Below are 23,170 nucleotides of genomic sequence, written 5' to 3' on the forward strand. Positions count from 1 at the left end.
CTTGTGGCCTATAGCCTCGTCAACTAGTTTACTAAATCCATCGACTTGCCCAACTTGCGATAGAGAGCTTGCATTTCTTCCCGCTCCACCTTGTTTTTGCGTCGCCACTGCTCCAACAAAGACTCCGCCAGCCGGAAGTTTTCCTCCTCTACAGGAGCCAACCGTTGCATATAGCCATCTCCTTTTTCGTTGTATAGCAACGCCCAGTGCATGTAGCGTTCGCTGCCCATGCCAACCTTCAGGCTGAATACTTTATCCTTCAGCTGCAACGATTCATAAGACAGAGGTGAAGTGCCCAGACTATTGTCCATACAAACCATCGGTGGCAATGTTTCGTCTACCCACAACGGAACGGCTACACCCGTAGGCGGATAGCCCAACACAGTCCACATGGTGGTTAATGAGGCTGACTCATCCGGTTTCACTCCCTGCACCACCACCGAACACGAAGTGCTGCTGCGCGAGATGAAATCCTGATCGACAAACCATCCCGAAGCTCCTGCCTCCGTAAAAGGCGGACGGCACAAGTCGATGCCCAACACACAGTTGTGGAACGAACGTGCCAGGTCGTTGAATATACGCTGGGGAGTAACCGAATGACTGGCAGCCAAGGGATCGAGCACGCGGACTGCTTCCTGATAACGCACCACGCCTGCTCCCGGTCCGTACTGTCCCGAAACAGAAAAGTTGGTACGGGCTACATAACCCGCTGGTGCCACCTCGGGATCATTGGCATCGTATATCTTATACGTATAGTAATCCACCTCGAACATCATCGCTCCGCCCTGTGCATCGATTACGCCGAAATTGGCTTCTATCCTGCTGGGCTTTGCAAGTGTGTCAAGATAGTGACGGAAATCATCCACCGTAGCACAAATTTCCAATGCCCGGTAAATGGCACGTCCGTTAGCCTCACCGCGCTCCTCACCGTCCTTCACCTCTACCAGATTATAACTCTGTGTATTCATCAATGCAAATCCCGCCGAATTGGTACCGATCCACGCCTCCCGCTTCCGGTGGAAATCCTCACTGTTCACCACAGCAATGAAGTCGAACTTCTCCCCACGGACAAACTCTACATGATTCTTCAGGAAATCCGTATCACGGTGTTTCCACAGCAAAGGGCGTCCGTCGGGCGTAGCACGTCCCGACACAACAGCAGAAGTACAGGCCAGAGCAGGAAGTATCAGGCCCCAAAGCCCTACCAACAAGAAAACAAAATTCTTCATATACAAAAAGAAAATACAATATGCACACCCGGCAAAGATAAAGAAGTTTTCAATGCCAGAAAGAAAAAGGGCATGCATATTTCAATGCACACCCTTCTCTTCTTCAATTAATATACCTGAGTTCTGTTTAGTTTATCCAGACCGTCTTGTTCACAAAGCGCGGAGCAGGCAGCGGCTTCAGCGGTTTCACGCTGGCTGCGCTACGTGTCATCGGTTGCGGTAAGTGAGCCTGGTCGAACTCTACAAACGTTTCGTAATCGTACGTCCACGAATCGCCATAGGCGGTAGACATGACACGCTTATAGATGGCTTCGCGTGAAGGAGCGTTAAAGCCATTGATGTTATTACGCATCATGCTTTCGTTGGTCGGACGCCATGCGCCAGTCCAGTAGGTGCAGGCACCTTCGTATGCGCCCAGCTCTTCACCAAAGGCATCCACTCCCTGATAACGGGGATCCTGAAGGAAGTGCTTCCAAAGAATCTTGTCCTTGTCGCCAGTAAAGTCTACGTTCATGGCCCATCCATAGGACTGGAACTCACGATACGCACTAACCTGTGTCAATGGTATTTCACCCATTGTCTGGTAAGAATACTCGTCGAGCAGCTTAGCCAGACCATGTCCCATACTCTCGTGGCAAAGTACCTGGCGGAAAGTTTCGCTTTCCAGATTCTCTATCACCGGACAGTAAGCAATGGCAAGCTCAGACATTTCGTCGCCGTTCAACCGATAACCGATGTTAGTAGTACCGGCATACACACTGGTGTTAAGCAACACAATCGCCAAAGTCTCTTCCATCTTTTCCAGGTTTTTCAGCTCGTCAACTACAGAAGCATATTCGAGAACTTTCTCCATGTTTCCAGAGATGGCCGAACTACCGTTTCCTGCGAGTTCCGATTCGAAAACGGTGCTGTAGCCTTCACCAAAAGCATTGTTCTTGGAAATAGCCGTCACCGACCAGATGTCGAAATATTCGCGCAACGAGCGCAGAGGCTCCTCCGTAAAGAGGTTTTCCACAGCCTTGTCCATCACCTGATCGTAGTAGCCTTCGGCAATTTCTTTATCCACAAAGCCATCACCCATGATGACGATAGGTACACCATTGCCTTTCGAGTGTGACTGCAATACTTTTACCAGCTTGTCAGCCGAATAATCGGTCGAAGTTTCTACCGGCTCACCTTCCTGACGGATGTAGATTTTTTCTGATTCCATCAGCACATTGTCTGTGTTGTTCTTGTCAACGATATATATCTGGAAGGTAGCTTCGCGTACATCACGTGTCTCGTTGGGAAGTACCCGAATTTCGAAAACTCCTTCGGTCAAAGCACGCGATTCGGGTGCCTTGATAGGCTTAATCCAGCTGCTAACATTGGAATAAACCATCAGTTTGTACTTACCATCCACGTTTGTAGCAAATTCCAGTACCAGGTCCTGTCCTTCGCAGGGCACATCAAATTTGGCCTGTTTCAAGAGGACAACATCCGAAGTAAACTGGGTGAAAGCAATTTCTACGGGAGTTCCGTTGGCTCCGGTCAGTTTCAGTACTCCGGAGCGATCCAAACCGGTATTATTGGATTCCTTCGCAATCAGCGAAATTTTCACTTCACCTGCATTACCCGAACGGGGCGATACAGTAGCCCATTCTACATCGGTTTCAGCTTTCCAAGTCGATCCAGCTACAAATTCGATGGTATATTGTGCATTCTTAGCTGCCGGCAACAAGATATTTTCTATCGAAGACGTTACCGAAATGTCTGGTAAGTTTTCGTTATCGTCGTCCGAACAAGAAAGAACGAACAGTGCGCAAAGAAAGAACAAAGATAGATAATATATTTTTTTCATATCAATACAGATTTGAAATTACTGAATATTACATTCTATCAATCACGCTTACAGGCGCTTTCGTTGTCTTGAAATTCTTCTTTACAGCACTAGTACGTACAGTATTCTTTGTTGCAGCGTCGCCAATTGTAGCGCAGTCAATGCTTGCAATTTCTGTAGTAACCAAGCCTTTGCTATCCACACCGAATACCAGTATCTTATAGTCTGTTCCTGGATAAATGCCCCATCCATAATCCATGGAAGCAAGCACTTTCTCGCCCGAAGACAATATTTCAGCTGTTCCCCAGTCTCTCACGCCTCCATAAATTTCTTCCGAATAAATGGCATCGAAGGCAAAGTCATACATGGTATAGTTGTCATCCAGCATGCTGTTTTCAACAAATGCAATATAATATCTCTCGCTAGCATTCGAAGGAGTCACTTTCAGCTTGATATTGACGATATAATCGTTTTCTGCAACTTCTACCAATTCCTGGTTTTCTACACTCAACGTGAATGTACCATTGCTTGTAACCTGCCATTCTGGAGTTGTAAAGAAGTACTTGATCATCGGAGTCACGATCTTGACAGGATCATCAGGATTTCCATGTCAAATTCCACACCGTAAGCATACATAAGATAATTCTGATTAGGTTTCAGCATACGGGTTTCATATTCAACATTACCCTTATCCGAACCTTCCTGCATAAAGGCGTACCAAGGTATCCAAGGCATGGCAGAACCCACTTTCTTATAATATCCGAAGTCGTAACCTTCGATAAACTCCATATCCGAATCATAGGCTGTATAAGTCTCGACAGGAATCTGTGCCAGCTGATAGTACATGTCCTTGTCTTCGGGCACAGACTTCATCAAAGCCGAGCGGTAAGTCAGGTTCTCGATAGACAATGCAATCGGGCCGCTGCTGGTGGTCACACGTGCTTCTGCCGCTTCAGATACCACCGATGCATCCGATGAAACAGCCTTCAAAGTGAATAAATATTCAGATGAATAAAACAGTTCGGCTTCTTTCGTACTGGCAATCTCTACGTTCAGGCTCTTTGTCTTGCCAGTTACAATAACTTCGTTCTCGGGTTCCTTCACAGCCTCCAGCTGATAGGTATATTCAACCGCATTTTCTACAGCCTCCCACGAAAAGGCCAGCGTAATAGGGTTATCCAAAATCTCTTCGCTTTGAATGATTTTTGGGGTTGTAACTGTTCCTCCTTCGTCAGAAGAATCATCACACGACGCTAAAAACAAACAGCGTAGACAACACAAGCAACATTGTGTGCCATTTCTTTGTTAAAAAAATACTCTCCATAATGTAATCTTTTATAAATTTTAAGGTTTTGTATGCAGCAAATATACAATAATTACGATACAATACAATAGAAGAACTCTTTTTTTAAGGCTTATATCGCATAAATCCCCCAAAACACCAAGAAACAACTCCTGCCTTTCTGAAAAAAGCAAATCTACAGGTGAAAACGCTATTCATGCAGCAAAATGAAAGTATTCTTAGTATTTAAGTGACACGTCCGTTTTTCAGAAAAGACTAACGGAAGAGTAAACCATGTAAAAAACGTTATAAAAGCCGGAGCAACGCTTGCACCGCTCCGCCGGATTGCTTGTACCGAACACGAACAATGCTTGTGCGGAACGCCAACAATGCTTGCAATCCGGCCCCAGATTGCTTGTCAATAGCCCTGAAAAAGCATGTCCGACGAAAAAAAACGGCACTTCCGCATTCCGGAAGTACCGTTTCCATGTTTCCGGCTCCGTTTTTTCCGTTTCCGGAGCCTGTTTTTATTCTATTTCAAATGTAAAGTTTTCGCTATACGTCTATAAATAAGGCAGAAAGACATTCTCCGCTCCTTTTTTTTTCACCGAGTCCGCCTCGCGTCCGAAATACGCGATTCTAGCGGGGTTGGGGAATCAAAGTGTCATTTTGACAACGCAGATATCCGTTTCTCCAACTTCTTTTTCAAGATTCCCTTCCGATAGCCTTTCCACATCTCCAGTATCTTCCCGTCGGGAGCTATCAGTACAAAATAAGGGATTCCGCTCATTTTGTAACGCGAGGCAAGCGTCCGTCCGCCAGTTTTCAGTTCGTTCCACTGGTGGCCGGGCATCTCGTGTTCGGACAGAAAAGTAGTCCACCGCTCTTTATCGTCGGTACAAATGCCTACCAGCGCCAGCTTGCCCGCATAGATTTCGGCTATTTCCTTTAATTCCGGCTCTGCCATGCGACAAGGCCCGCAAGTTATACTCCAAAAGTCAAGCAGGATGTAGCGGTCTTTCAGCTCGGACAAGTGATGTTTCCCGCCGTCAGCGTCATAAAGTAGGTCGTCCACCATCTCGTCACCCTCTTCCACCGTGGGAGCGGGAAAAGCGTACGACTCCATCAGTTTCCCCCTTTCCGTATTCTGCCAATCGAGGGGAAGACGGGCATAGAGCTGCTGAAAGTCGGGACGACAGGAGGCCAGGAAGTCTTGTTGGCCTGTGGCATACCAGGCGATTTCCAGAAACTTATCCAACCATGCTTCCGTTACGGGTATCGTCTTCAGATAGGAAAGTCCCTTGCTGACAATACGGTTGTTCAGCTCACGCAAGCGTTTCGAAGATAAGCTGTCCCCTCGCTCGGTTTCTGCGTCCAGACGGAGGATTTCTTCCACTTCGGCGGCAACGCAGGCCTCATAACCCAACATGTCTTTCTGCAGACCGACGTTGGTCGTCACCATCCACCGGTTCAACCATTTGTCCTCGCCCTGAAAGTCAATCCAACCGCCAGGCTCCACCCACAAGTCGAGTACCCAGTTGGGAAAGCCTTTTCCCCAACCGAAAAACCTCAGATGACGAGGGCGGGAAATCGTATCTTCATAAACCATCTGTCCGTCTTGCAGGGGAAACTCAGCAATGGCTTTGCCGACACCCATACGGGGATTAAAATCATAAAGTACCCCCTTCACACTGTCGGGCATGTTCTTCAAGTTCCAACGAATGACGAATTTCCCATCGGAAGGGGAAGCCCCCCAAACGGAGCAAACAAACCAAACGAGCAGCCATGGCATGCACCTCATCACCGACATATTTATTCTTTTTCCAACGTTACTACCATCATCGGAGATACCTTCACGCTGGCCTCCTTCATGCCGATAAAGGCCACCTTGAGTGTGGCGCCGCTGGGAGCGGGCAACGAGAACTTACCGTCCACATCGGTCACGGTACCTTTGTTCGTACCTTCAATCAGAATCGAAGCGCCGATGACGGGCTCGCCCTGCGGGTCTACTACCAGCCCGCTGACCTTCACCTCGCCATCCTGCACACCAGCCGTGGCAGCTTTGGTACGGACGTAAAGAACACCTTTCTTTCCCGCCTCGCCATAAAGTGAGACAGCTGCCTGAGACTTCAATACGGTAACCGACTCAATCTGGTCGGGCGACAAACTCTTGAGGGTAGCTTCATCCGACACTTTATCATCAATCACCACCAACGCCTTCTGAGCATTGTCCGACACGCGGATGGTAGCCACCGTACCAGCCAAAGGTTTCGGCTCCTCCTTCTTCAGCGTGACCAGCATGACGGCTTTCTTGCTCTTGTCCGTCGTATACTTTGCTATATCGGACGGTTCCTTCAGCACGCTGAAAGACTGGATGCGGCTGGGATTGAGAGCCTGAAGTATTTCGGGGGTCACCTCCCGTCCGTCCACCAGTATCAGTATGTCCGCATGGTCGGTAGTACTTGCCCCCCTTATAATAAGGGGCTGGTTCTTTGAAGCGACTTTCTCATTGCCCTCATCCAGCATGAACTTGACAGGTACGGTAAACTTCACCGGCACCGGCTTTCCGCCCTGCATTCCCGGCTTCCACTTGGGCATAGCGTTCACCAGACGGATGGCTTCGGCATCAAAATCGGGCTCCACACTACGCAGCACTTTCGCACCGCTGATGCTTCCGTCTTTATTCACTACAAACTGAACCGTTACGCGTCCCTGCATACCGGCCTCCTTGGCCGCTTCAGGATAACGCATATTCTTCTTGAAATACTCCATCAGCCCGGCCATGCCACCATCAGGATACTCAGGCATCTGCTCCACCACTTCGAAGACGGGCGTGCCTTTCAGGTCGTCTTTCACTTCCTGAGGCACATGGGTTACGCCCGGCGGCAGCGTGTCTTTCACTGCTTCGACCACACTTTCCGGCAGATTTGTTTTCACCATTTCGGCCAAATCATTAACTTTGGCACTTGAAATCTCGTCGGTCACAGCCGACACTTCGGGACGGGCAAAGGCCGTTACAGCCAGTGCCGCCAGCGGGAGTACGTAGAGATACTTCACCCGCGCCCACGGATTGGACTTTTCTTTTAACATCATAGTGATACGTTTTTTAAGTGAACTGTGATTAAAGCTGTTGGCCATAGAGTAGAGCCTTGTGCCGACAGCTTTTTTTATTAATAACATCTGATATTTCCTGGCATCCACCCCCTCGCGCAGCACGGTTTCATCGGCCTCGTACTCGTGAAGGGTCTGCAACTCCTGCTTCAACAGCCATGCGGCGGGATTGAACCACTGCACAAAGATGCAGAGGTCGGCCAGCAGCAGGTCCCACGAATGTCGGTTGCGGATGTGCGCCAACTCGTGAATCAATATCTCGCGGCCGTTCTCCTCCAGATCCTTACGCGACAGGACGATGTAGCGCATCCAGCTGAAAGGGGCGATGTCGCGATCGTGCACCACCAGCCTTACATGCTCCGCACGACCCGGCAGATAATCCGATACCCGCTCCAACCGGCCCCGGCGCAACAACGCGCCCAGCCTGCCAAGCGACCACAAATTGCGTACGGCAAAGAAAACAATCCCTGCCAGATAGACCAGCAATGCCACACGTACCCACAGTGCCGTAGCTGGCTGTGCCACGACTGTCTCCTGCCCTTCCTCCACATCGGCCAGCAGAAGCAGCTGTTCCAGCGTAAGCATCGTTTCCTGCACTCCCACCGGTTCGTTCACACTGACCTCCACCAGCGGAAGCACGGACGACAGCACCAGCAGTCCCAACAAGGCAAAGCGGTTGAACCGATGAAACGTGTCGCGACTCATCAGCAGCTTATAGAACAGGTAGAACACCGCCAGACAGGCAGCAGACTTAAGTATGTAGACTAAAAAGATTCCCATATAATTTATGTTTTAGTTGACGAGTTAATGAGTTGACAATGCCTTCTCCAATTCCTGCTTCATGACCTCCGTACCGGGGAAACCCACATGCTGGCACACTACCCGGCCTTCCCTGTCCAATATCAGGTAAGCAGGAATACCTGTGAACTGGTATTTCTTCAACAGGTCGGCGTTCTGTGCGTTGGTCAGGTAATAATGCTCGCCGTGAATGTCGGTAATCATCTTTTTCCACAAAACCTGCGGAGAGGTTTCGTCGGTCACGAACACAAAATCCACATCCTTGCCCTTCAGTTCCTCCTTCATCGGCTTCATGCTCTTCATGGCCTGACGACAAGGAGCGCACCACGTGGCCCAGAAGTCTATCAACACCACCCGTCCCTTATGTCGGGCAGCAATGGCCGGCAGCAGGCTGTCGCCCCTGACGGAAGCGTCCAGCGTAGCAATGGTGTAACCGTCTCCTCCATGGGCAGCCTTTTTCAGAGCCTCTGCGTATTCGTGGTGTTGGGTCAGGACATATTCGCGGATGGCAGGCGTCTGCAAGCTGTCCACCTTGGCCAGCAACGTATCGGGCAACGGAGCCATGCGTCCTAAGTAGCGGCGCGCCATCTCGTTCAAGACCATGCTTTCCAAATCCTTGCACCAGGAATGGTCTGCGGCAGGATCGTGAGCCTTACTCAAGGCCGACACAATGCTCGGATAGCGCGTAGTCATCATCATGGTCGGTGAGCGGAGGGAATCAAGTGCCATGATTTCATCGCGGAAGCCGGGACCCTCGGTCAGGCTGCCCCGCTCCTGTCCTTTGGCCCGCAGAGCAAAACCTATGGTGTACTTGGCAGAGGAAACATTGCTGAATGTAAGAGCCTGCAATTCCAAGTGCAGCAGCCTCTTCACAGGGGCACTGAACGAAGCATCGTTCTCCAACCACTGATTCACCCGGTCATAATAAGCCAATACCTTCTCTTTCAGCTCGTCCACCGACATGGTACCGATGTCGTCCAGTTCGTCAGTCGCATCCAGACTGTAAGGGCCGTTGTTCAAGGCAGTATTCAGCCCGTCGTAATCGCCCTCGAACCATACTTTCTGCACGTCCTTGTATTCTTCGCCAAAGAGATGCGTAGTAGCCATCTGTATAGCATGGTAGTTGATGGTCATCGTCACCTCACTGCCCGGCGCCACAAAGACAGAATACTTCTGCCTGCCCACGTAGAACGACTTCAGTCCCGGATGGGTCAGATAATCGTCTATCACACAAACGCCGTCCTTCTCTTCGACAGAAACAGGCAGTAACGACTGCGCCCCCCATTCGCTCAAACCATAACGGATACTGCCCGGCGACACCTTGCCCAGGAAACGGACGGTGATGCGGAACTTTCCGAAGACGGGCTGCGCCGCCGGCAGAGGGCGGTCGTAGTCAGGCCGATGATGGACCAAACGTTCGGGCACGTCTATTTCGGGCTTTTTGCCGTCCAAATGTATCTGATTCAGCGTCCACCCCCGGTCCACATTTTCCTGAAAATCGAATGTGGCTACATCGACCGGAAGAGGCTCAAATGTCCACTGCATATTGACTTTCCCGTTAGCGGCTACCTCCAGATCCTCCGTAGTCGAAATGCCTTCAGCCTTCTTCAAGGCATATTGCTTGCCTCCGGCCGACAAGGTAGCCGAAGGGGACAACCTGATTGCATCACCCATGGCTCCGGCATAATAGTCTACGTCGACCACCGTACGGTCATCATAAAGAGATACACGACTCACTTCCAGCCTTGTCTCCCCGCCCAGGAAGTAGGGTTTCTCCACCACCTTCAGTTGTGCGTACCCACTCAGCCAGCACAGCACGGACAACATTACCAATAATATCTTTTTCATACGGATTCTATATTAAATGATCCAACTTATCTTTGCTTCTCGTCCGACACCTGCCGGATGGCCTCCAGCAGCTCGTCGCGCTTCTGCTGACTGGTGCCTGTTACCAACTTGCGCACCACGCCCTGCTTGTCCAGCACCACCGTGGTAGGTGTCTGCTGCACACCGAACATCTTCCACAGCACCGAGTCGCCTGCCACCTGATGAAAGTGGAAACCGCGACGCTCTATGATCTTCTCAATCTGTTCGGGCGTATTCCAGGTAACGGCCAGGTAGTTCACGTCGGGACAGACGTCCATCCACCCGTTCAGCTCGGGCATCTCGCGAATGCAGGGACCGCAACCGGTGTACCAGAAGTTCAATACCAGCGGACGCCCTTGCGTGTTGATGTCGGTCCAGCGACTACCGTCCGTGGCTTGCACACTGAAAGGCTTGATGCGCTCGCCCTCCTTCAGGGCCGACTTGGGGGCGTGGTCGATGATAGACAGGAACTTTTTGTTTTCCTTCGCCTTCTCTAACCAATAGTCGGCATCCTTCACTTCGGACAGGGGGATGGCATATTTCTTCGATTCTTCGCTTAGCTTGATGCCCGTCACCAGCAGCATCATCCGCCCTTCATCGTTCTTCAGGATAGACATCTGATAGGCAGCTCCCTGCAGCTCCGAGGGCGATTCCGTAAAGAAGCAGCCGTCCACCAGCAGTTTCGCTTCCTTTTTCCCGTCCGTCTGTCCCCACGAGAGCATGGTCAGGCCACACAGCAGCCACACCGTCAGCAGCAACCGCTTCTTCATAACCGTCCCTCCTCTACCTTCTGTATCAGCTCCTTCAGCTCTTTCAGCGAAATGTCCTCCTCCTTCACCAGCGACGATACGGCGCCCAGATACGAGTTATTGAAGTACTTGCTGATAACGCTCCGTAACGTACGGCGACTGAAGTCGTCTCGAGTCACCGTGGCATAATACTGATAGGTGTTGCCAAAAGCCTTATGCGCCAGATAGCCTTTCTCCTCCAGCCCGCGCACAATGGTAGACAAGGTATTGAAGTGTGGCTTCGGATCGTCATAGAACGCCAACATTTCTTTCACAAACAACGGACCTTTCTCCCAGAAAAAGCCCATGATTTCTTCTTCTTTTGCAGTCAGTGTTTTCATATCTATTTTTTAGTTACAATAAGCTACGGGTTATGAGCTACGAGCTACAAGCTACAAGCTACAAGCTACGAGTTACGAATTACGAATTTGCAACCCGCCACTTACTTGTAGCTCGTAGCTTGTAGCTTGTAGCTCATAACTCGTAGCTCTTCCATCCGCAAATAACGAAATATTTTAGTTCATAAACTAATTTTCATAGTTAATAAGAACTAAAAGTTTTAGTTTGCCTGAAAAGTGGGGAAGAGAGTGAATGAAAAATGGTGAATGATTGAGGGTTGGGAGATTTTTCAGATGCGGAGAACACAGATAACACGGATTTAAAATTCTTACTCTGTGTCCTCTGTGGTTGTATATACAGACGCAAAATTTTGCGTCTCTACTGTAGCGGATTATTCATTTTCAAAATACCTACAAATAGGGATTGCACCATCTGCCCAAAAATCGTTAATTTGCGCCCGGAAGAAAACAATGACCGCCACAAGGCAGTTATTACACTAAAACAAGCATTTACGCCTATGAACGAACCGCATAAATACCGTGCTACGGACAAGATGAGCGACCTCATCTGCGACAATTACTCCCTACTGATGGTGATGAGCCGATTCGGCCTGTCACTGGGCTTCGGCGACAAGACGGTAAAAGATGTCTGCCAGACACAGGGAGTGGACTACCGCACCTTTCTGGCCGTGGCCAACTTCATCAGCCACGAACCCTACACCTATAGCAACGAGGAAGAAGATTTCTCGCTCACTGCCCTGATGGACTACCTGAAGCGGGCACACACCTACTTCCTCGACTTCAACCTGCCCGCCATCCGCCGCAAGCTCATCGAAGCCATCGACTGCTCGGGTACGGAAGACGTATCTTTCCTCATCCTGAAGTTTTTCGACGAGTATGCCAAGGAAGTACGCCGCCACATGGAGTACGAGAATCAGGCCGTTTTCACCTACGTCGACGAACTGCTGAAAGGCCATCTGTCCGCCACGTACGACATTGCCACCTTCGCCAGCCATCACAACCAGATAGACAGCAAACTGACCGAACTGAAGAATATTATCATCAAATACTATCCCGAAAAAGATAACAACAACCTGCTGAACGCCGTTCTGTTCGACATCTTCAACTGCGAACAGGACCTTGCTTCACACTGTCAGGTAGAAGACTATATGTTTGTACCCGCCGTGGCACAAATGGAAAGGAGACTGAAAGATGAGCAGCAATAACCTGTCGTTGAAAATAGTGGTAGCCGAAAGCTCTGTCATTATCCGCAGCGGTGTGTCGGCCGTACTTCGCCGCATCCCCAACTTTGACATCCACCCCGTAGAGGTCAACTCTGCCGAGGGCCTGGGCCACTATGCCAACCTGCACCAACCCGACATCATTATCATCAATCCTGCCCTCGACGGGTGGTTCAACCTGCCTGCCTTCAAGGCCGAACATCCCCGGCTGGCGGGTGTCAAATACATCGCCCTCATTTCGTTGGTGACCAACAACAACGTGCTGAAGGAATACGACGAACGCTTCTCCATCTGCGACGACCTCGACATCATCACCGCCAAACTGAATAGCCTGCTCCGCAACGACGAAGAGGAAGAAGAGGAAAAGGACAACGAATCAGATACCCTGAGCCAGCGCGAGAAGGAGATCGTCACCTGCGTCGTAAAGGGAATGACCAACAAAGCCATTGCCGAGAAGCTCTTTCTCTCCATCCACACCGTCATCACCCACCGCCGCAACATTGCCCGCAAGCTGCAGATCCACTCTCCCGCCGGCCTCACCATCTACGCCATCGTCAACAAACTGGTCGAGTTGAGCGACATCAAGGAGAAGCTGTAGTACTATTCAATTAAAAATGAAAAATGAGGATTATTCCTTGGTGTTCGAATAAATAAGGTTTTAAGCAAAACTAATCCGCTACAGTAGAGATGCAAAATTTTGCGTCTCTATGCACGTATACACCATGATTCTGTTCACCACAGAACACACAGATTGTCACAGATTAAAAATCCATGTTTTTTCCGTGTCATCCGTGCCTCAAACCTAACCTCCCAACCATTATTCATTATTAATTATTCATCAACCCTAAACCTCCATTTCCCCACAAACAAAATTCCCGCCCTGCGATATCACATCGGAAGGCGGGAATCCTTTTATCTTCATAAAAGTGGTTACGTAATTATGACTAACTAATTCATTCAAATCTGATACTGCAAAGATAGCGCATCGGCACAGATGGTGCAATCGCATGAATTAGGTATAATGCCGTCTCCCTTTCATCAAATATAAGTAATAGAGCTTGGATATTCTTCTTTCAGGCATAACTGTGCATTCCTCCCAACAGGAAATTGACTCCGAAATACGTGGCCAGCACACATAGGAAAGCTGCCACACAAAACGCATGGAAGAACACCGGACAACGGAACCAGGGCAACGAAGCCGGATGTAAAGCCAGGGCATAGACCAGCATCGTCACCAGTGCCCACACTTCCTTGGGATCCCATCCCCAGTAACGTCCCCACGACACATTGGCCCACACCGCTCCCACAAAGATACCTGCCGCCAGCAGGAACACTGCCGGATAGAGCATCAGGCGGCTCACCGTCTGCAACTGTTTCATTTCGTCTCCGCAATCTTTCCGCATCGCCCTCAGCAAAAGGGCTGCCACACCGTTCAGCATCACAAAAGCCAGCAACGCATAGGCTATCATGATGACCGCCACATGAATACTGAGCAACGGCGAAGCAAGTACCGGCATCAGCGGAGTGATCTGTGGATTGCGCTCGCCCAGCATCGACACCATCAGCGCCAGCCCGCACACCAGAAAACCGAAAGGCAAAGCCTGCGGAAAACGTCTCCGAAAGCACAGTGTCAGTACCGCTGCACATACGGCCAGCAGATGCATCGTCTCGTGCCCGTTCGACATCGGCAGATGCCCGCTCACCACTCCGCGCAGCACCATCAGTACCAACAGCCACAATACAACGGCTCCCATCACTCCCGTCAGTCCGCGGCCAACGGTCTTCCCTGCCTGTCTGCAACGTATCAGGCAACGCACATAGTAAACAAACGTTCCCAGTCCCAACAGCACCAACGTCACTGCCAGAGGCAGACTGTTGTTCAGCCGGTTGTAGAGCCGTTCGGCACGAAAGCGCAGGTCCGAAGGCAACATTCCGGCTGCCTCACGCCGCTGATAGGTGCGTATCTTCTCCACCAGCCGCTCCACTTCGGCATAGTCTTTCCGTGCCACCTGCTCGGCCACGTAGTTCATCACTCCCCGCACAAAGGCTCCTTTCTCATACGACAGGTCCTTCGGCAGACGGTCAGCCAGCGACAACCACTCCAACCGGTAGCGACCACCATGCTGTGTGTCACTAATAACCCGATACGGAAACAGTTTCCACAGACTTCCGGCAGCTGCCGCACTCACCAGACTGAACTTTTCGTTTGCCTCACCTGCGCCATGCGTGTCTTTCACCGCAGCTCCGGCCAGCCGGTCGGCATCGAGCTTATAGCCTTCCGGCCCAACAAAGTCCTGCAGGCTGGCATAGCTTCCGTCAATTCCCAGCAAACGGCGCACTTCCCGGCTCTTCACACGGATGCACGGCTCCGTCTTCCAGTCGTCGTAGTAGAAGAACCAGCCAGTCAGCACCTGCTCGGCCGAAAGTCCCTTGTATTCCGGCTTGCCATACAGCTTCACCGTAAAGTCCCTGGCCAGCGTCTGCAAAGGGCAGATGCGGTCACGATAGTACACGTACATTTCGCCCATAGCAGCCGCTGTCTCCCGAGGCAGTACCCGTGGCAGTCCCTCCTGTGCCCGAACGGACGGAACCGACAGCAACAGTACCGCCGCCAGCCCTACTCCCCGCATTCCCCGAGCACTGCGAAGCAGCTGCCTGAACGTACTGTGCGGACTGAAGAAGAACATCAGCCCCGAAAACAGCAGAGCGAGGTAGCCCGCATACGTGATGCCGATACCCCACGGATCGCATGCCACCGACAGCGTAGCGCCCTGCCCGTCGGCATCGTAAGCCGACTGGTAGAACCGGTAAGGCCCGTAACGGAAAATACGGTTCATGCTCACCACTGCCTCCTGCCGCTCCCCGTTCGCCACCAGTGCAAAACGGCTTACAAAGTCGCTCGGTGCCGATGTACCCGGATAATACTCCACCCGGAAGTCATCCAGCACCAGTGCAAAAGGCAAGGGTACCACCCGGCCGTCCGAAGCGGTAAAAGAACTTTCCGTTCCACCCTTCCGCAGGTGTACCCTGCCCTGCACACCCCACACATGGGTAACCAATGCTCCCAGCAGAATCACCGCAAACGACAGGTGCAGACAAAAAGTCGCCCGGTGCTTCTGCACCCGGCGACCTATCAGATAAAGGATGGCTGCGACAGCCGTCACGGCCCAACAGACAGCAAACCACGAGGCTCCGTATACATACCGGATCACCCAACCAGTGCCCCACACTTTCTCCACACACGTGGCTGCCATCAGCACCCCCAGCAACATCCCCAGCAGACCGAAAGAAAGATTTCGTAAATGTTTCTTTGCCATAACTAAAAAGAAAGAGAACCCGTCAGATGGAGTCAATGAACTTCACGATCGCGTCGCGATCCTCCTTCGAGAGCTCGCGGAATTTCTTTACGCTATAGTAGGCATCACTCTGCTCGCTCGTACCGTGCCACATGATGGCCTCCAGCGTCGTACGTGCCCGGCAGTCGTGCAGGCGGTCGGCATACTCGGCACCGGTGCAACGCTGGTGCAGGCCACGTCCCCACAACGGTGTAGTACGGCACCATCCCGTACGGATGTCGTTCACCATGTGCAGCTTGTGTTGTACCATGTCCGTATAAGGCCATATCTTCTGATTGGGATAGCGTGGCAACAGGTTGGCCCGTTCGCCCGTAAAGAAACGTGCCGGGTCGCGTATCTCGTCCTCTCCTGTCGTCCAGCTGGGCTTGTGGCAGTAGGCACAGCCTATTTCCGAAAAGAGTTCCTTGCCGCGCACCACAGCTTCGTCGTCTACATTGCGTGCGGCAGGCACGGCCAGACCACGGTGCCACACCATCAGGTCAATGTAGTCCTGATCGCTGATTTCTACTGGCAGGTTCTTCGATGTCAGATAATTATAGATGTTATCGGCTACGTTGTCCGTAAACCATTCGGGATGCTCCTCGGCAGTAGATACCTTGGCAATGTATGCCGGAAATCCGGCCTGAATATCCGGATCCTGCGAAGCATACGTGGCATACGTACCTGCCGCATCCAGGTAATGGAAACGCCGGTCACTGCGGGTCACGTTCGTAATGTTCCAGAAGGCATTGGCTCCGGCAGCATCCTGCAGGGGCCCGCGGCTCAAGGCATACGTATAGCGGTAAGGGTACTTCGTACCGTCACCTCCCTGAGCCGTGTTGGCATACTGTCCCGTCCACTCACCGTTGGCAAAAATGTTCGGGTTCAGACCGTTGGGCAAAAAGCCGTCCTGTTCTTGCCTGGCATACTCGGCTTTCAGGTCAGCATCGCTGATGGCATCCAGCAGACCGGTTCCGTATATACCGATGGTCGATTCCAGACGCACTTCGTACTCACCCACGTCATATCCCCGGTTGGCCACATAGATCGCACTTTTCGGAATCGTCACTTCCGGATAGCGTAAACGGTAAGTCTCCCCGTCGGGAAACTGATTACCGAAAGCATCGGTATACTCGTGCCACGTGATGCGGATCTGCGACTCGTCAACCGGTGCCTTGAAGGGAGCTACTGCCTTCGTCTGCGGCATACCGGCCAGCCAGGGCACATAGGCATTGGTCGCCGGATTGTAGACAACAAGCAGATAGCCGTTTCCTATCTCGCTGGTGTTGAACGTACCGTTATTCTGACTCTTGCCATGACCGTAACCGGGATGGCAGTGCATGCAGGAAGTACGGATATAGAGCGGTCCCAAGCCGTGACGCACCCCTTCGTTGTTCGAGTTGAACGACTTTTCAAACAGCTGTTCTCCCCGTTTGAATTCCTCAAAGAAGTTTTCTTCCACAACAGCCGTAGGCTGCTCAAATGCTGTTGTGGTCTGCAGGAACGAAGTTCCCAGTTCTCCCCCTGTATAATACCATTCGGGCAGTTCCGTGGCTCCTCCGTCCGTCGACGGGACAGCCGGTCCGTCGTCCTGGCAGGCGGTCAGGCACAAGCCCAGCGCAGCCATCAGGTAAAAATAGTTACATTTCATTTTTTCCTCAGATATTGACATTTAACTCCGTTGTTACGATTCTCCTGCCTGCTCAATTCTGTGCCACTGCGTTCATCACCGCGCTCAATGCGTCCGACACCTCATTGCAGGCAGCAATGGCGGCCTGGTTAATGGCATCGTACTGCGGGTCGCGTGCCGTCTTGGCAAAAGGTTCCTGCATCTTTCCGATGGCATCGATGGCAGCCTGGATGGCGTTCTTCAGGCGGGTATCCGCCTCCGGACTGATAGTAGCTACGTAAGCGCTCAGCGAATGGTCCACCGGCTGAATGTAACCGTCGGTCACATTTCCGTTCTTGCCTACCTGATAACCTTCGTACGCATTCTGTATGCTCTTGATGTTGTCGGTAAAGTCTTCAATCGAATTCAGGCTGTAAGGCGATTCTATGTAGTCGGGATCATCCTCCTCGCCGTGTCCGGTCGGATTGCCTATCTTCAGACCACCCACTTCGTCGGCAATGTCCTGTGCTCCCACCAGCAGTTCCTGAATGGCGTTGGCATAGCTCACCCACGTCGACCCCAGCTGTCCCGAGTTGATCATCTCATATCCGTACTTACGGGTAGGCTCCAGTTCGAGTTCGGCCAGCAGGTCGCGCTTCTCCTGATCAATGTCGGCCACTCCGTCTGCCCACGATACTTCCAGACGGATGCACTGGTTGCGCAGGTCGGCAGCCACGGCAGTCAGGTAAATCAGTTCCTGTTTGGTATACAGGCTCACGTCACGTGGTTCTCCCGTACCGATACCGTCGGTACCTACCCCGTACAGCATGTATTCCACGGCATGAAATCCCAGCAGACTCTCGCCCAGCGTCGAGATAAACACACCGTCCTCGTCCATGTTTGCCATCTGCTGCTCGTTACTCAGCATGTTCTCCATGGCGGTACGGTCCAATGGCCAGGTATCAATATGCGGGTCGATGTTGTAGTCGGCAGCAGGCCCATAAAGCCATGCCTCGCTCAACTCCCAGTAGCGGCGTGCTTTCTCCCACGAGTCACAGGCTTCCTGCACCATGGCTCTGGTCAGATTGCCTGCACCGGCATTGCGCAGTGCCAGGCATTTTTCATACAGTTCCATCGTAGCATCGGCCATGCCACGATACGTCGGCACTACCGTCTTCTCAATGTAGTCCTTGGCTACCAGCTGCAAGGCTTGTTCCTGGCCAGTCAGTTCTCCCGGATCGCCCGTGTTGTCGTCGTCGCTGCAGGCAGCGTTACTCAGTCCCAATGCTGCCGCCATCATCAGGCAGGCAGTTCCTTTCCAAAATTTCTTCAATTCCATATCAGTTTATTTATTATTGGTTATTCATTCTATTTTCGTGTATAAATGGAGGTATTCTCTTTCAAGGAGTCAGAGCAGTTAAAGATACCCTCTTCCCTCCTCTTATCTGCCAAACAACCCCGCATACGCCACTCCCAGCGAAATGGAAGGCTCGTTGTTGTACTTGCTTTTCAGCAAGCCGATGGAATATTCTCCTTTGACCACAATGTCCTTGATGGGATAATAGTTGACACCCGCCGCCAGGCGCGTACGTCCGCACCAGTCGTACTGATACACACCGGTTTCCACCTTATACATGGAGTCGTAATAGTCATATCGGGCAAACACGTAGAGTTTCTGTTCCTTTTCCCGCAGTTTGGCGATTTGCGAAAACAGGTCATACCCCGCTTCTATGCCAACGGCAATGGCATCCGATGCCACGTCCTGCGCCTTCGACGGAGAACTTTTCTGCTGATTCTTGTTCCAAGTAGTAATGATATCCGAGTCCGACAGATGACCGTAGTCCGCATAGCCGCGCACAATCCAGTTATGTCCGTGGTAGTCGAAGTCGAAGGCACCGATCGTCACCGTTCCCTTCACGCCCTCATACTTGGCCGACGTGCTTCGCATCAGGCTGTTACTGAACGAATTGCCCACGTATCCGCTGACCGACAGGCGCAGTCCCTTCACCGAATAGTTATCCACCCGGAAAGCTCCCGCCATCGCATTGGCTATCTTGAATTCGTACGGACTTCCGGCAGCGTCGTGTATCCATCCCTGACGTCCGAAACGGTCCGAGTCCAATCCCGGCAACAGCATGGCTTCGTAACGCCAGTCACCGGCCTTTCCCCACAGGCTGATACCCGTCTCGTGCCACGTACAGGGCAGGATGGTATTCTCTCCTTCGGGACGGTACACCCCGAAAAACTCCGTGGGGAGGTGATGGGCATTGGTTGCGCCCACCGGCACAATGATGTGTCCCAGCTTGATGTTGAATGCCGGACAGAACGACTTCTGAATCCAGAACTGTTCCAGCGCCACTTCGCCGCCGCGCTCTATCTCGCTTTCGTATTCGCCTCCTTCGCTTTCCTCTATCTCGATGGCACTTTCCGTACCGCCGTGCTCAAACTCAATCTCGCTGCCCATCGTCCAGCCCTTGCCGAAGTCGTACCCCAGCATGATGACGACGTGCGGCAAGTCAAAACGTCCGTGACTCTTCGCGTCTTTATACGCTTCCGGACTCTTATACCTCAAATAATGGTCACTGTAGAAGTTGCGCGAGTAGACCGCCTCTCCGTATCCACCCAGTGTTAAACGGCTTTTCTTCGGCTCATTCTCCACTGTGCGGTTGTTCTCCACCGCTTCTATGCTTTTCAATTTGGCCTCTTCTCCGGCCTTCTGTGCAGGCTTTGTCTCATTCCCGGCATAAAGTGCTCCCGCACAGAGCATCAGGCCGAGCGACACGCCCCATACCTTTTGTTTCATTTTTCTTATTTTTTATAATTTTTTGTTGACGCAAAGATACGGGGAGCCCCAGAGGAGGACAATACCCAGAAACGGGTATTGTACGAAGAGAAATAAGTAGAAGTAGGTAATAAAATTCCCGCCCTGCGATGTCACATCGGAAGGCGGGAATCCTTTTATCTTCATAAAAGTGGTTACGTAATTATGACTAACTAATTCATTCAAATCTGATACTGCAAAAATAGCGCATCGGCACAGATGGTGCAATCGCATGAATTAAGTATAATTACGTCCTTCTTTCACTAAATATAGGTATATACACAAACAGCTTCAACGTTTTTCATAATACTTCACCCAATCTACTTCCATATAGACAGGCAATTGCAACGAGTCAACCGGTCCTACCCAGTTTCCACCCAACTGCGAATCCAATCGCAGATGAAACGGGTCGTATGCAAAAGGAAATTGTCCGTGCTTTCCTCCGTTCACCTTCGGATAACAGATGGAACGTTTCCCGTTAGTAAAATAAACCAGACTGTCGGGATACATCTCTACCGCAAATACATTAAAGCCGTCTTTATCAATAGGTGCCGTAGCATATTTGGGAGGATCATTCCGCTTCAGATTAATGGTATAATGTGAATGCGAGGTCTGATAGACAAAATCATCAAAATTCAAATGTTCCATAATGTCTATTTCGCCTCCGTACGGATAAGGAATCGGATCCGGACACATCCATATAGCCGGCCAGAATCCCTGCGCACATTTTACCTTCGCCCTCACCTCAATACGGCCGAACTTGAACTCTTTCTTATAACGGCTCCATATTCCTCCCGTCAGATATGTAGCGGTATCAGACGGATGAAGCGTATTCCGGACAGCCATCAGCTGAATGGTACTGTCTGTCCACTGATACAGTTCCTCATACGGAGCCATATACGACGACCACGCTCCTCCACGGGGAATTACAGACCAGACCGCCGTATCCAGTTTCCAGTCATTGAAATTCTCTTCCCAGGTCAAAACCCACTGTTCCTTCACCCGACAACTGCTGCAAACCAACAGCAACAAGGCACAGAATCCATAAAGTAATTTTTTCATGCTATTCTTCTTTAGTTCCTGCAAAGTATTCTTAAAACAGATTTCTTCATCGCATCCTGAAAGCCAGTAACATATAGCAGACTACCGCCACCACCATCAGTGCAAAACCGCCGGCATACAGATACGCAGCCCACGGAACCGTTTTCCCAAGCACTCCGCCCAGATTCATGCAGCCCGCCACAATGTTCAGCACCTGACACAACCGGATGGCCAGCACATACTGTCGGGCAAGGTTCGCCTCTGTGATGCGGAAAGGAAAGTTGAACACCCGGACCGGCAGAAACATACTGCTCCCCAGTACCAGAAATACCAGCAGTGCCACAATACCTTCAACGGCTCCCGCCGCACCGAAGCTCATGCCTGCCGCACCGGCCCGATACGCAATGATGCCCCACTCCACCAGCACTGGAATCAGCGCAATACCCGTCAGGATATAGTCTACTTTCGCCCGCCTGTAACGCAGGTCGTGCCCGTTTCCCGAATAATGTCCCAAGTTAATCATCGTTTGTTTCCTCCTTTTCTTCTTTGCTAAACCCGTCCTTCCAGAAGCGGATTCACAGTAAACTGATTGAAATTTGTCATTCTTACTATAATCGTTATTGCTTTTTAATCCATTCATAAACAGGATCTATTCCCTGTCTGAAATCATCAAAAGTCATCGGAATTTTTACATCGGGCACCAACGTGTTCATCTCTTCATCCACATTCTTAAAATATTTCGTAGAGTATTGCACCTGTAAGCCCGAAGTAGGCAGGGTAAAGCTACGCACTTCGCCCAAATGATTAGGCTTTCCTGAAGTTTCCTCCCCTACCCAGCAAGCCCCCAGCAGTCGCTTGAAATCCAGCGCGTTCAAAATGGCAGACGAAAAAGTAGCAGCTCCCAATACTACATAAACACGGGGTGGAACGTCTTGTTGGTGCATGAAGCCAGCCAGTTTCTCAGCCAGACGTGTACCCGGTATCGAATTTCCACCTCCATTGAAACGGACATCCCACACCAGTCTACTGACCGGCCGATGACGGAGTGTAGCGAACACACTGTCTTCCAGTGCGGCAAACGAAGGCAGTCGGGAAGCCTGTTCCCTATTACCATATTCTTCTTCCAACTCCCTGCTCCAGCACTTGTTATATTGAACATAAAGCAGACTATCTGCTGCTTCATAATGTACAGAAAAAAGAGTGCGGGCATTCCGATAACAAAGAGCCACTCCTTCAGGACGGAAAGAAACCAGATTTTGAGGATTTACACTGCCAGGAGTCAGCTCATGCAGTTGCATATTACCGTCTGCCGATGCCAGTTTGAACATGACTTTACCGTCCGGCACGAATCCAAAATGCTCCAGCAGTTGGACGAAACACAAGTAGTTAGGAACCATCGACTTGCGTACAGCCTCATTATCAGCTGAAAAAAGCGTACCTAGGCTGTCAGCCACTACTTCTATAGGTGTACCGTTCAGTTCCATCAGCCTGCAGTCTAACATGCCTTCCTTCCCCACAGGAGCCGTGACGATATACAAACCATCATCCATCCACTTCAGTCCCAAAGGCAATAAGCGATTACGGTCAAGCAACGGTACAAAATTCAGATTAGTATGCAGGTCGCCGAATGTAGCTATCCACTGCTGCAGCTTCAAAGCCATCTGCAGGTCAGACAAGCCATTGTTTCCTTGATGTTTCCAGTTCTCTATGCCTTTCTCAAAATCTTCCCTGCTACGAACAGTAAAAAAGTTGTAATGCAATCGGGGTAGCCAACAGGCCAGCGAATCCAGATCGCGCTGCCAGTCTACATGTGTCGCCGGCTGTGCTTTCACTCCTAACATCAGCCAGAACATTCCTATACATAGTAATATCAGTCTTTTCATTTCTCTTCC

Annotated in this window: 18 protein-coding genes; 2 read left to right on the top strand and 16 right to left on the bottom strand. The window is 51.0% G+C overall.

Going from position 1 to position 23,170, the window contains the following annotated elements; all coding sequences use genetic code 11:
• Positions 1–23 precede the first annotated feature (23 nt).
• The 9 genes from BQ5591_RS17565 to BQ5591_RS17605 form a co-directional block, all read right to left on the bottom strand.
• Positions 24–1,229, bottom strand: coding sequence for a hypothetical protein (locus BQ5591_RS17565; protein WP_071150807.1), 1,206 nt, complete (start codon positions 1,227–1,229; stop codon positions 24–26).
• Positions 1,230–1,356: 127 nt separating this feature from the next.
• Positions 1,357–3,069 (bottom strand): M64 family metallopeptidase, encoded by a 1,713-nt coding sequence (locus tag BQ5591_RS17570; RefSeq protein WP_071150321.1) that lies wholly within the window; start codon positions 3,067–3,069, stop codon positions 1,357–1,359.
• Positions 3,070–3,097: 28 nt separating this feature from the next.
• Positions 3,098–3,619: a hypothetical protein gene (locus tag BQ5591_RS17575; protein WP_071150322.1), complete on the bottom strand. Its 522-nt coding sequence runs from the start codon at positions 3,617–3,619 to the stop codon at positions 3,098–3,100.
• A gap of 5 nt (positions 3,620–3,624) precedes the next feature.
• Complete coding sequence (locus BQ5591_RS17580; RefSeq protein WP_071150323.1) at positions 3,625–4,230, bottom strand: hypothetical protein; 606 nt, start codon at positions 4,228–4,230, stop codon at positions 3,625–3,627.
• Positions 4,231–4,994: 764 nt separating this feature from the next.
• Positions 4,995–6,140, bottom strand: a complete 1,146-nt coding sequence (locus BQ5591_RS17585) for a TlpA family protein disulfide reductase (protein WP_071150324.1) — start codon at positions 6,138–6,140, stop codon at positions 4,995–4,997.
• Between the two features lie 2 nt (positions 6,141–6,142).
• Complete coding sequence (locus BQ5591_RS17590; protein ID WP_071150325.1) at positions 6,143–8,221, bottom strand: M56 family metallopeptidase; 2,079 nt, start codon at positions 8,219–8,221, stop codon at positions 6,143–6,145.
• Between the two features lie 24 nt (positions 8,222–8,245).
• Complete coding sequence (locus BQ5591_RS17595; RefSeq protein WP_083381022.1) at positions 8,246–10,087, bottom strand: TlpA family protein disulfide reductase; 1,842 nt, start codon at positions 10,085–10,087, stop codon at positions 8,246–8,248.
• Positions 10,088–10,113: 26 nt separating this feature from the next.
• Positions 10,114–10,875, bottom strand: coding sequence for a TlpA family protein disulfide reductase (locus BQ5591_RS17600; RefSeq protein ID WP_071150327.1), 762 nt, complete (start codon positions 10,873–10,875; stop codon positions 10,114–10,116).
• The gene (locus BQ5591_RS17605) at positions 10,872–11,234 is read right to left on the bottom strand and encodes a BlaI/MecI/CopY family transcriptional regulator (RefSeq protein ID WP_071150328.1); all 363 of its coding nucleotides are present in this window, start codon (positions 11,232–11,234) and stop codon (positions 10,872–10,874) included. The genes BQ5591_RS17600 and BQ5591_RS17605 overlap by 4 nt, the downstream gene beginning before the upstream one ends.
• Positions 11,235–11,749: 515 nt before the next feature.
• Here BQ5591_RS17605 and BQ5591_RS17610 point away from each other — a divergent pair.
• Together BQ5591_RS17610 and BQ5591_RS17615 are read left to right on the top strand one after the other, a co-directional pair.
• Positions 11,750–12,457: a hemerythrin domain-containing protein gene (locus BQ5591_RS17610; RefSeq protein WP_071150329.1), complete on the top strand. Its 708-nt coding sequence runs from the start codon at positions 11,750–11,752 to the stop codon at positions 12,455–12,457.
• Positions 12,444–13,070: a response regulator transcription factor gene (locus tag BQ5591_RS17615; RefSeq protein ID WP_071150330.1), complete on the top strand. Its 627-nt coding sequence runs from the start codon at positions 12,444–12,446 to the stop codon at positions 13,068–13,070. Before BQ5591_RS17610 ends, BQ5591_RS17615 begins: the two co-directional genes overlap by 14 nt.
• Positions 13,071–13,545: 475 nt before the next feature.
• On the opposite strand, the gene ccsA is transcribed toward BQ5591_RS17615, so the two are convergent.
• The 7 genes from ccsA to BQ5591_RS17650 form a co-directional block, all read right to left on the bottom strand.
• Positions 13,546–15,789 carry a cytochrome c biogenesis protein CcsA gene (ccsA, locus tag BQ5591_RS17620; RefSeq protein ID WP_071150331.1) on the bottom strand — a complete coding sequence of 748 codons (2,244 nt, stop codon included), beginning with the start codon at positions 15,787–15,789 and terminating at the stop codon, positions 13,546–13,548.
• Between the two features lie 22 nt (positions 15,790–15,811).
• The gene (locus BQ5591_RS17625) at positions 15,812–17,458 is read right to left on the bottom strand and encodes a di-heme oxidoredictase family protein (protein ID WP_071150332.1); all 1,647 of its coding nucleotides are present in this window, start codon (positions 17,456–17,458) and stop codon (positions 15,812–15,814) included.
• A 52-nt stretch (positions 17,459–17,510) separates the two neighbouring features.
• Complete coding sequence (locus tag BQ5591_RS17630) at positions 17,511–18,755, bottom strand: imelysin family protein (protein WP_071150333.1); 1,245 nt, start codon at positions 18,753–18,755, stop codon at positions 17,511–17,513.
• A gap of 102 nt (positions 18,756–18,857) precedes the next feature.
• Entirely contained in the window at positions 18,858–20,219 is a 1,362-nt protein-coding gene (locus BQ5591_RS17635) for a hypothetical protein (RefSeq protein ID WP_071150334.1), read from the bottom strand.
• A gap of 309 nt (positions 20,220–20,528) precedes the next feature.
• Positions 20,529–21,299, bottom strand: a complete 771-nt coding sequence (locus tag BQ5591_RS17640; protein ID WP_071150335.1) for a glycoside hydrolase family 16 protein — start codon at positions 21,297–21,299, stop codon at positions 20,529–20,531.
• Between the two features lie 46 nt (positions 21,300–21,345).
• On the bottom strand, positions 21,346–21,801 hold the full coding sequence (locus BQ5591_RS17645; protein WP_022163131.1) for a hypothetical protein: 456 nt from the start codon (positions 21,799–21,801) through the stop codon (positions 21,346–21,348).
• A 94-nt stretch (positions 21,802–21,895) separates the two neighbouring features.
• Entirely contained in the window at positions 21,896–23,161 is a 1,266-nt protein-coding gene (locus BQ5591_RS17650; protein ID WP_159434509.1) for a S41 family peptidase, read from the bottom strand.
• Between the last annotated feature and the right edge of the window lie 9 nt (positions 23,162–23,170).

The organism is Bacteroides ndongoniae (assembly GCF_900108345.1).
GTDB lineage: Bacteria > Bacteroidota > Bacteroidia > Bacteroidales > Bacteroidaceae > Bacteroides > Bacteroides ndongoniae.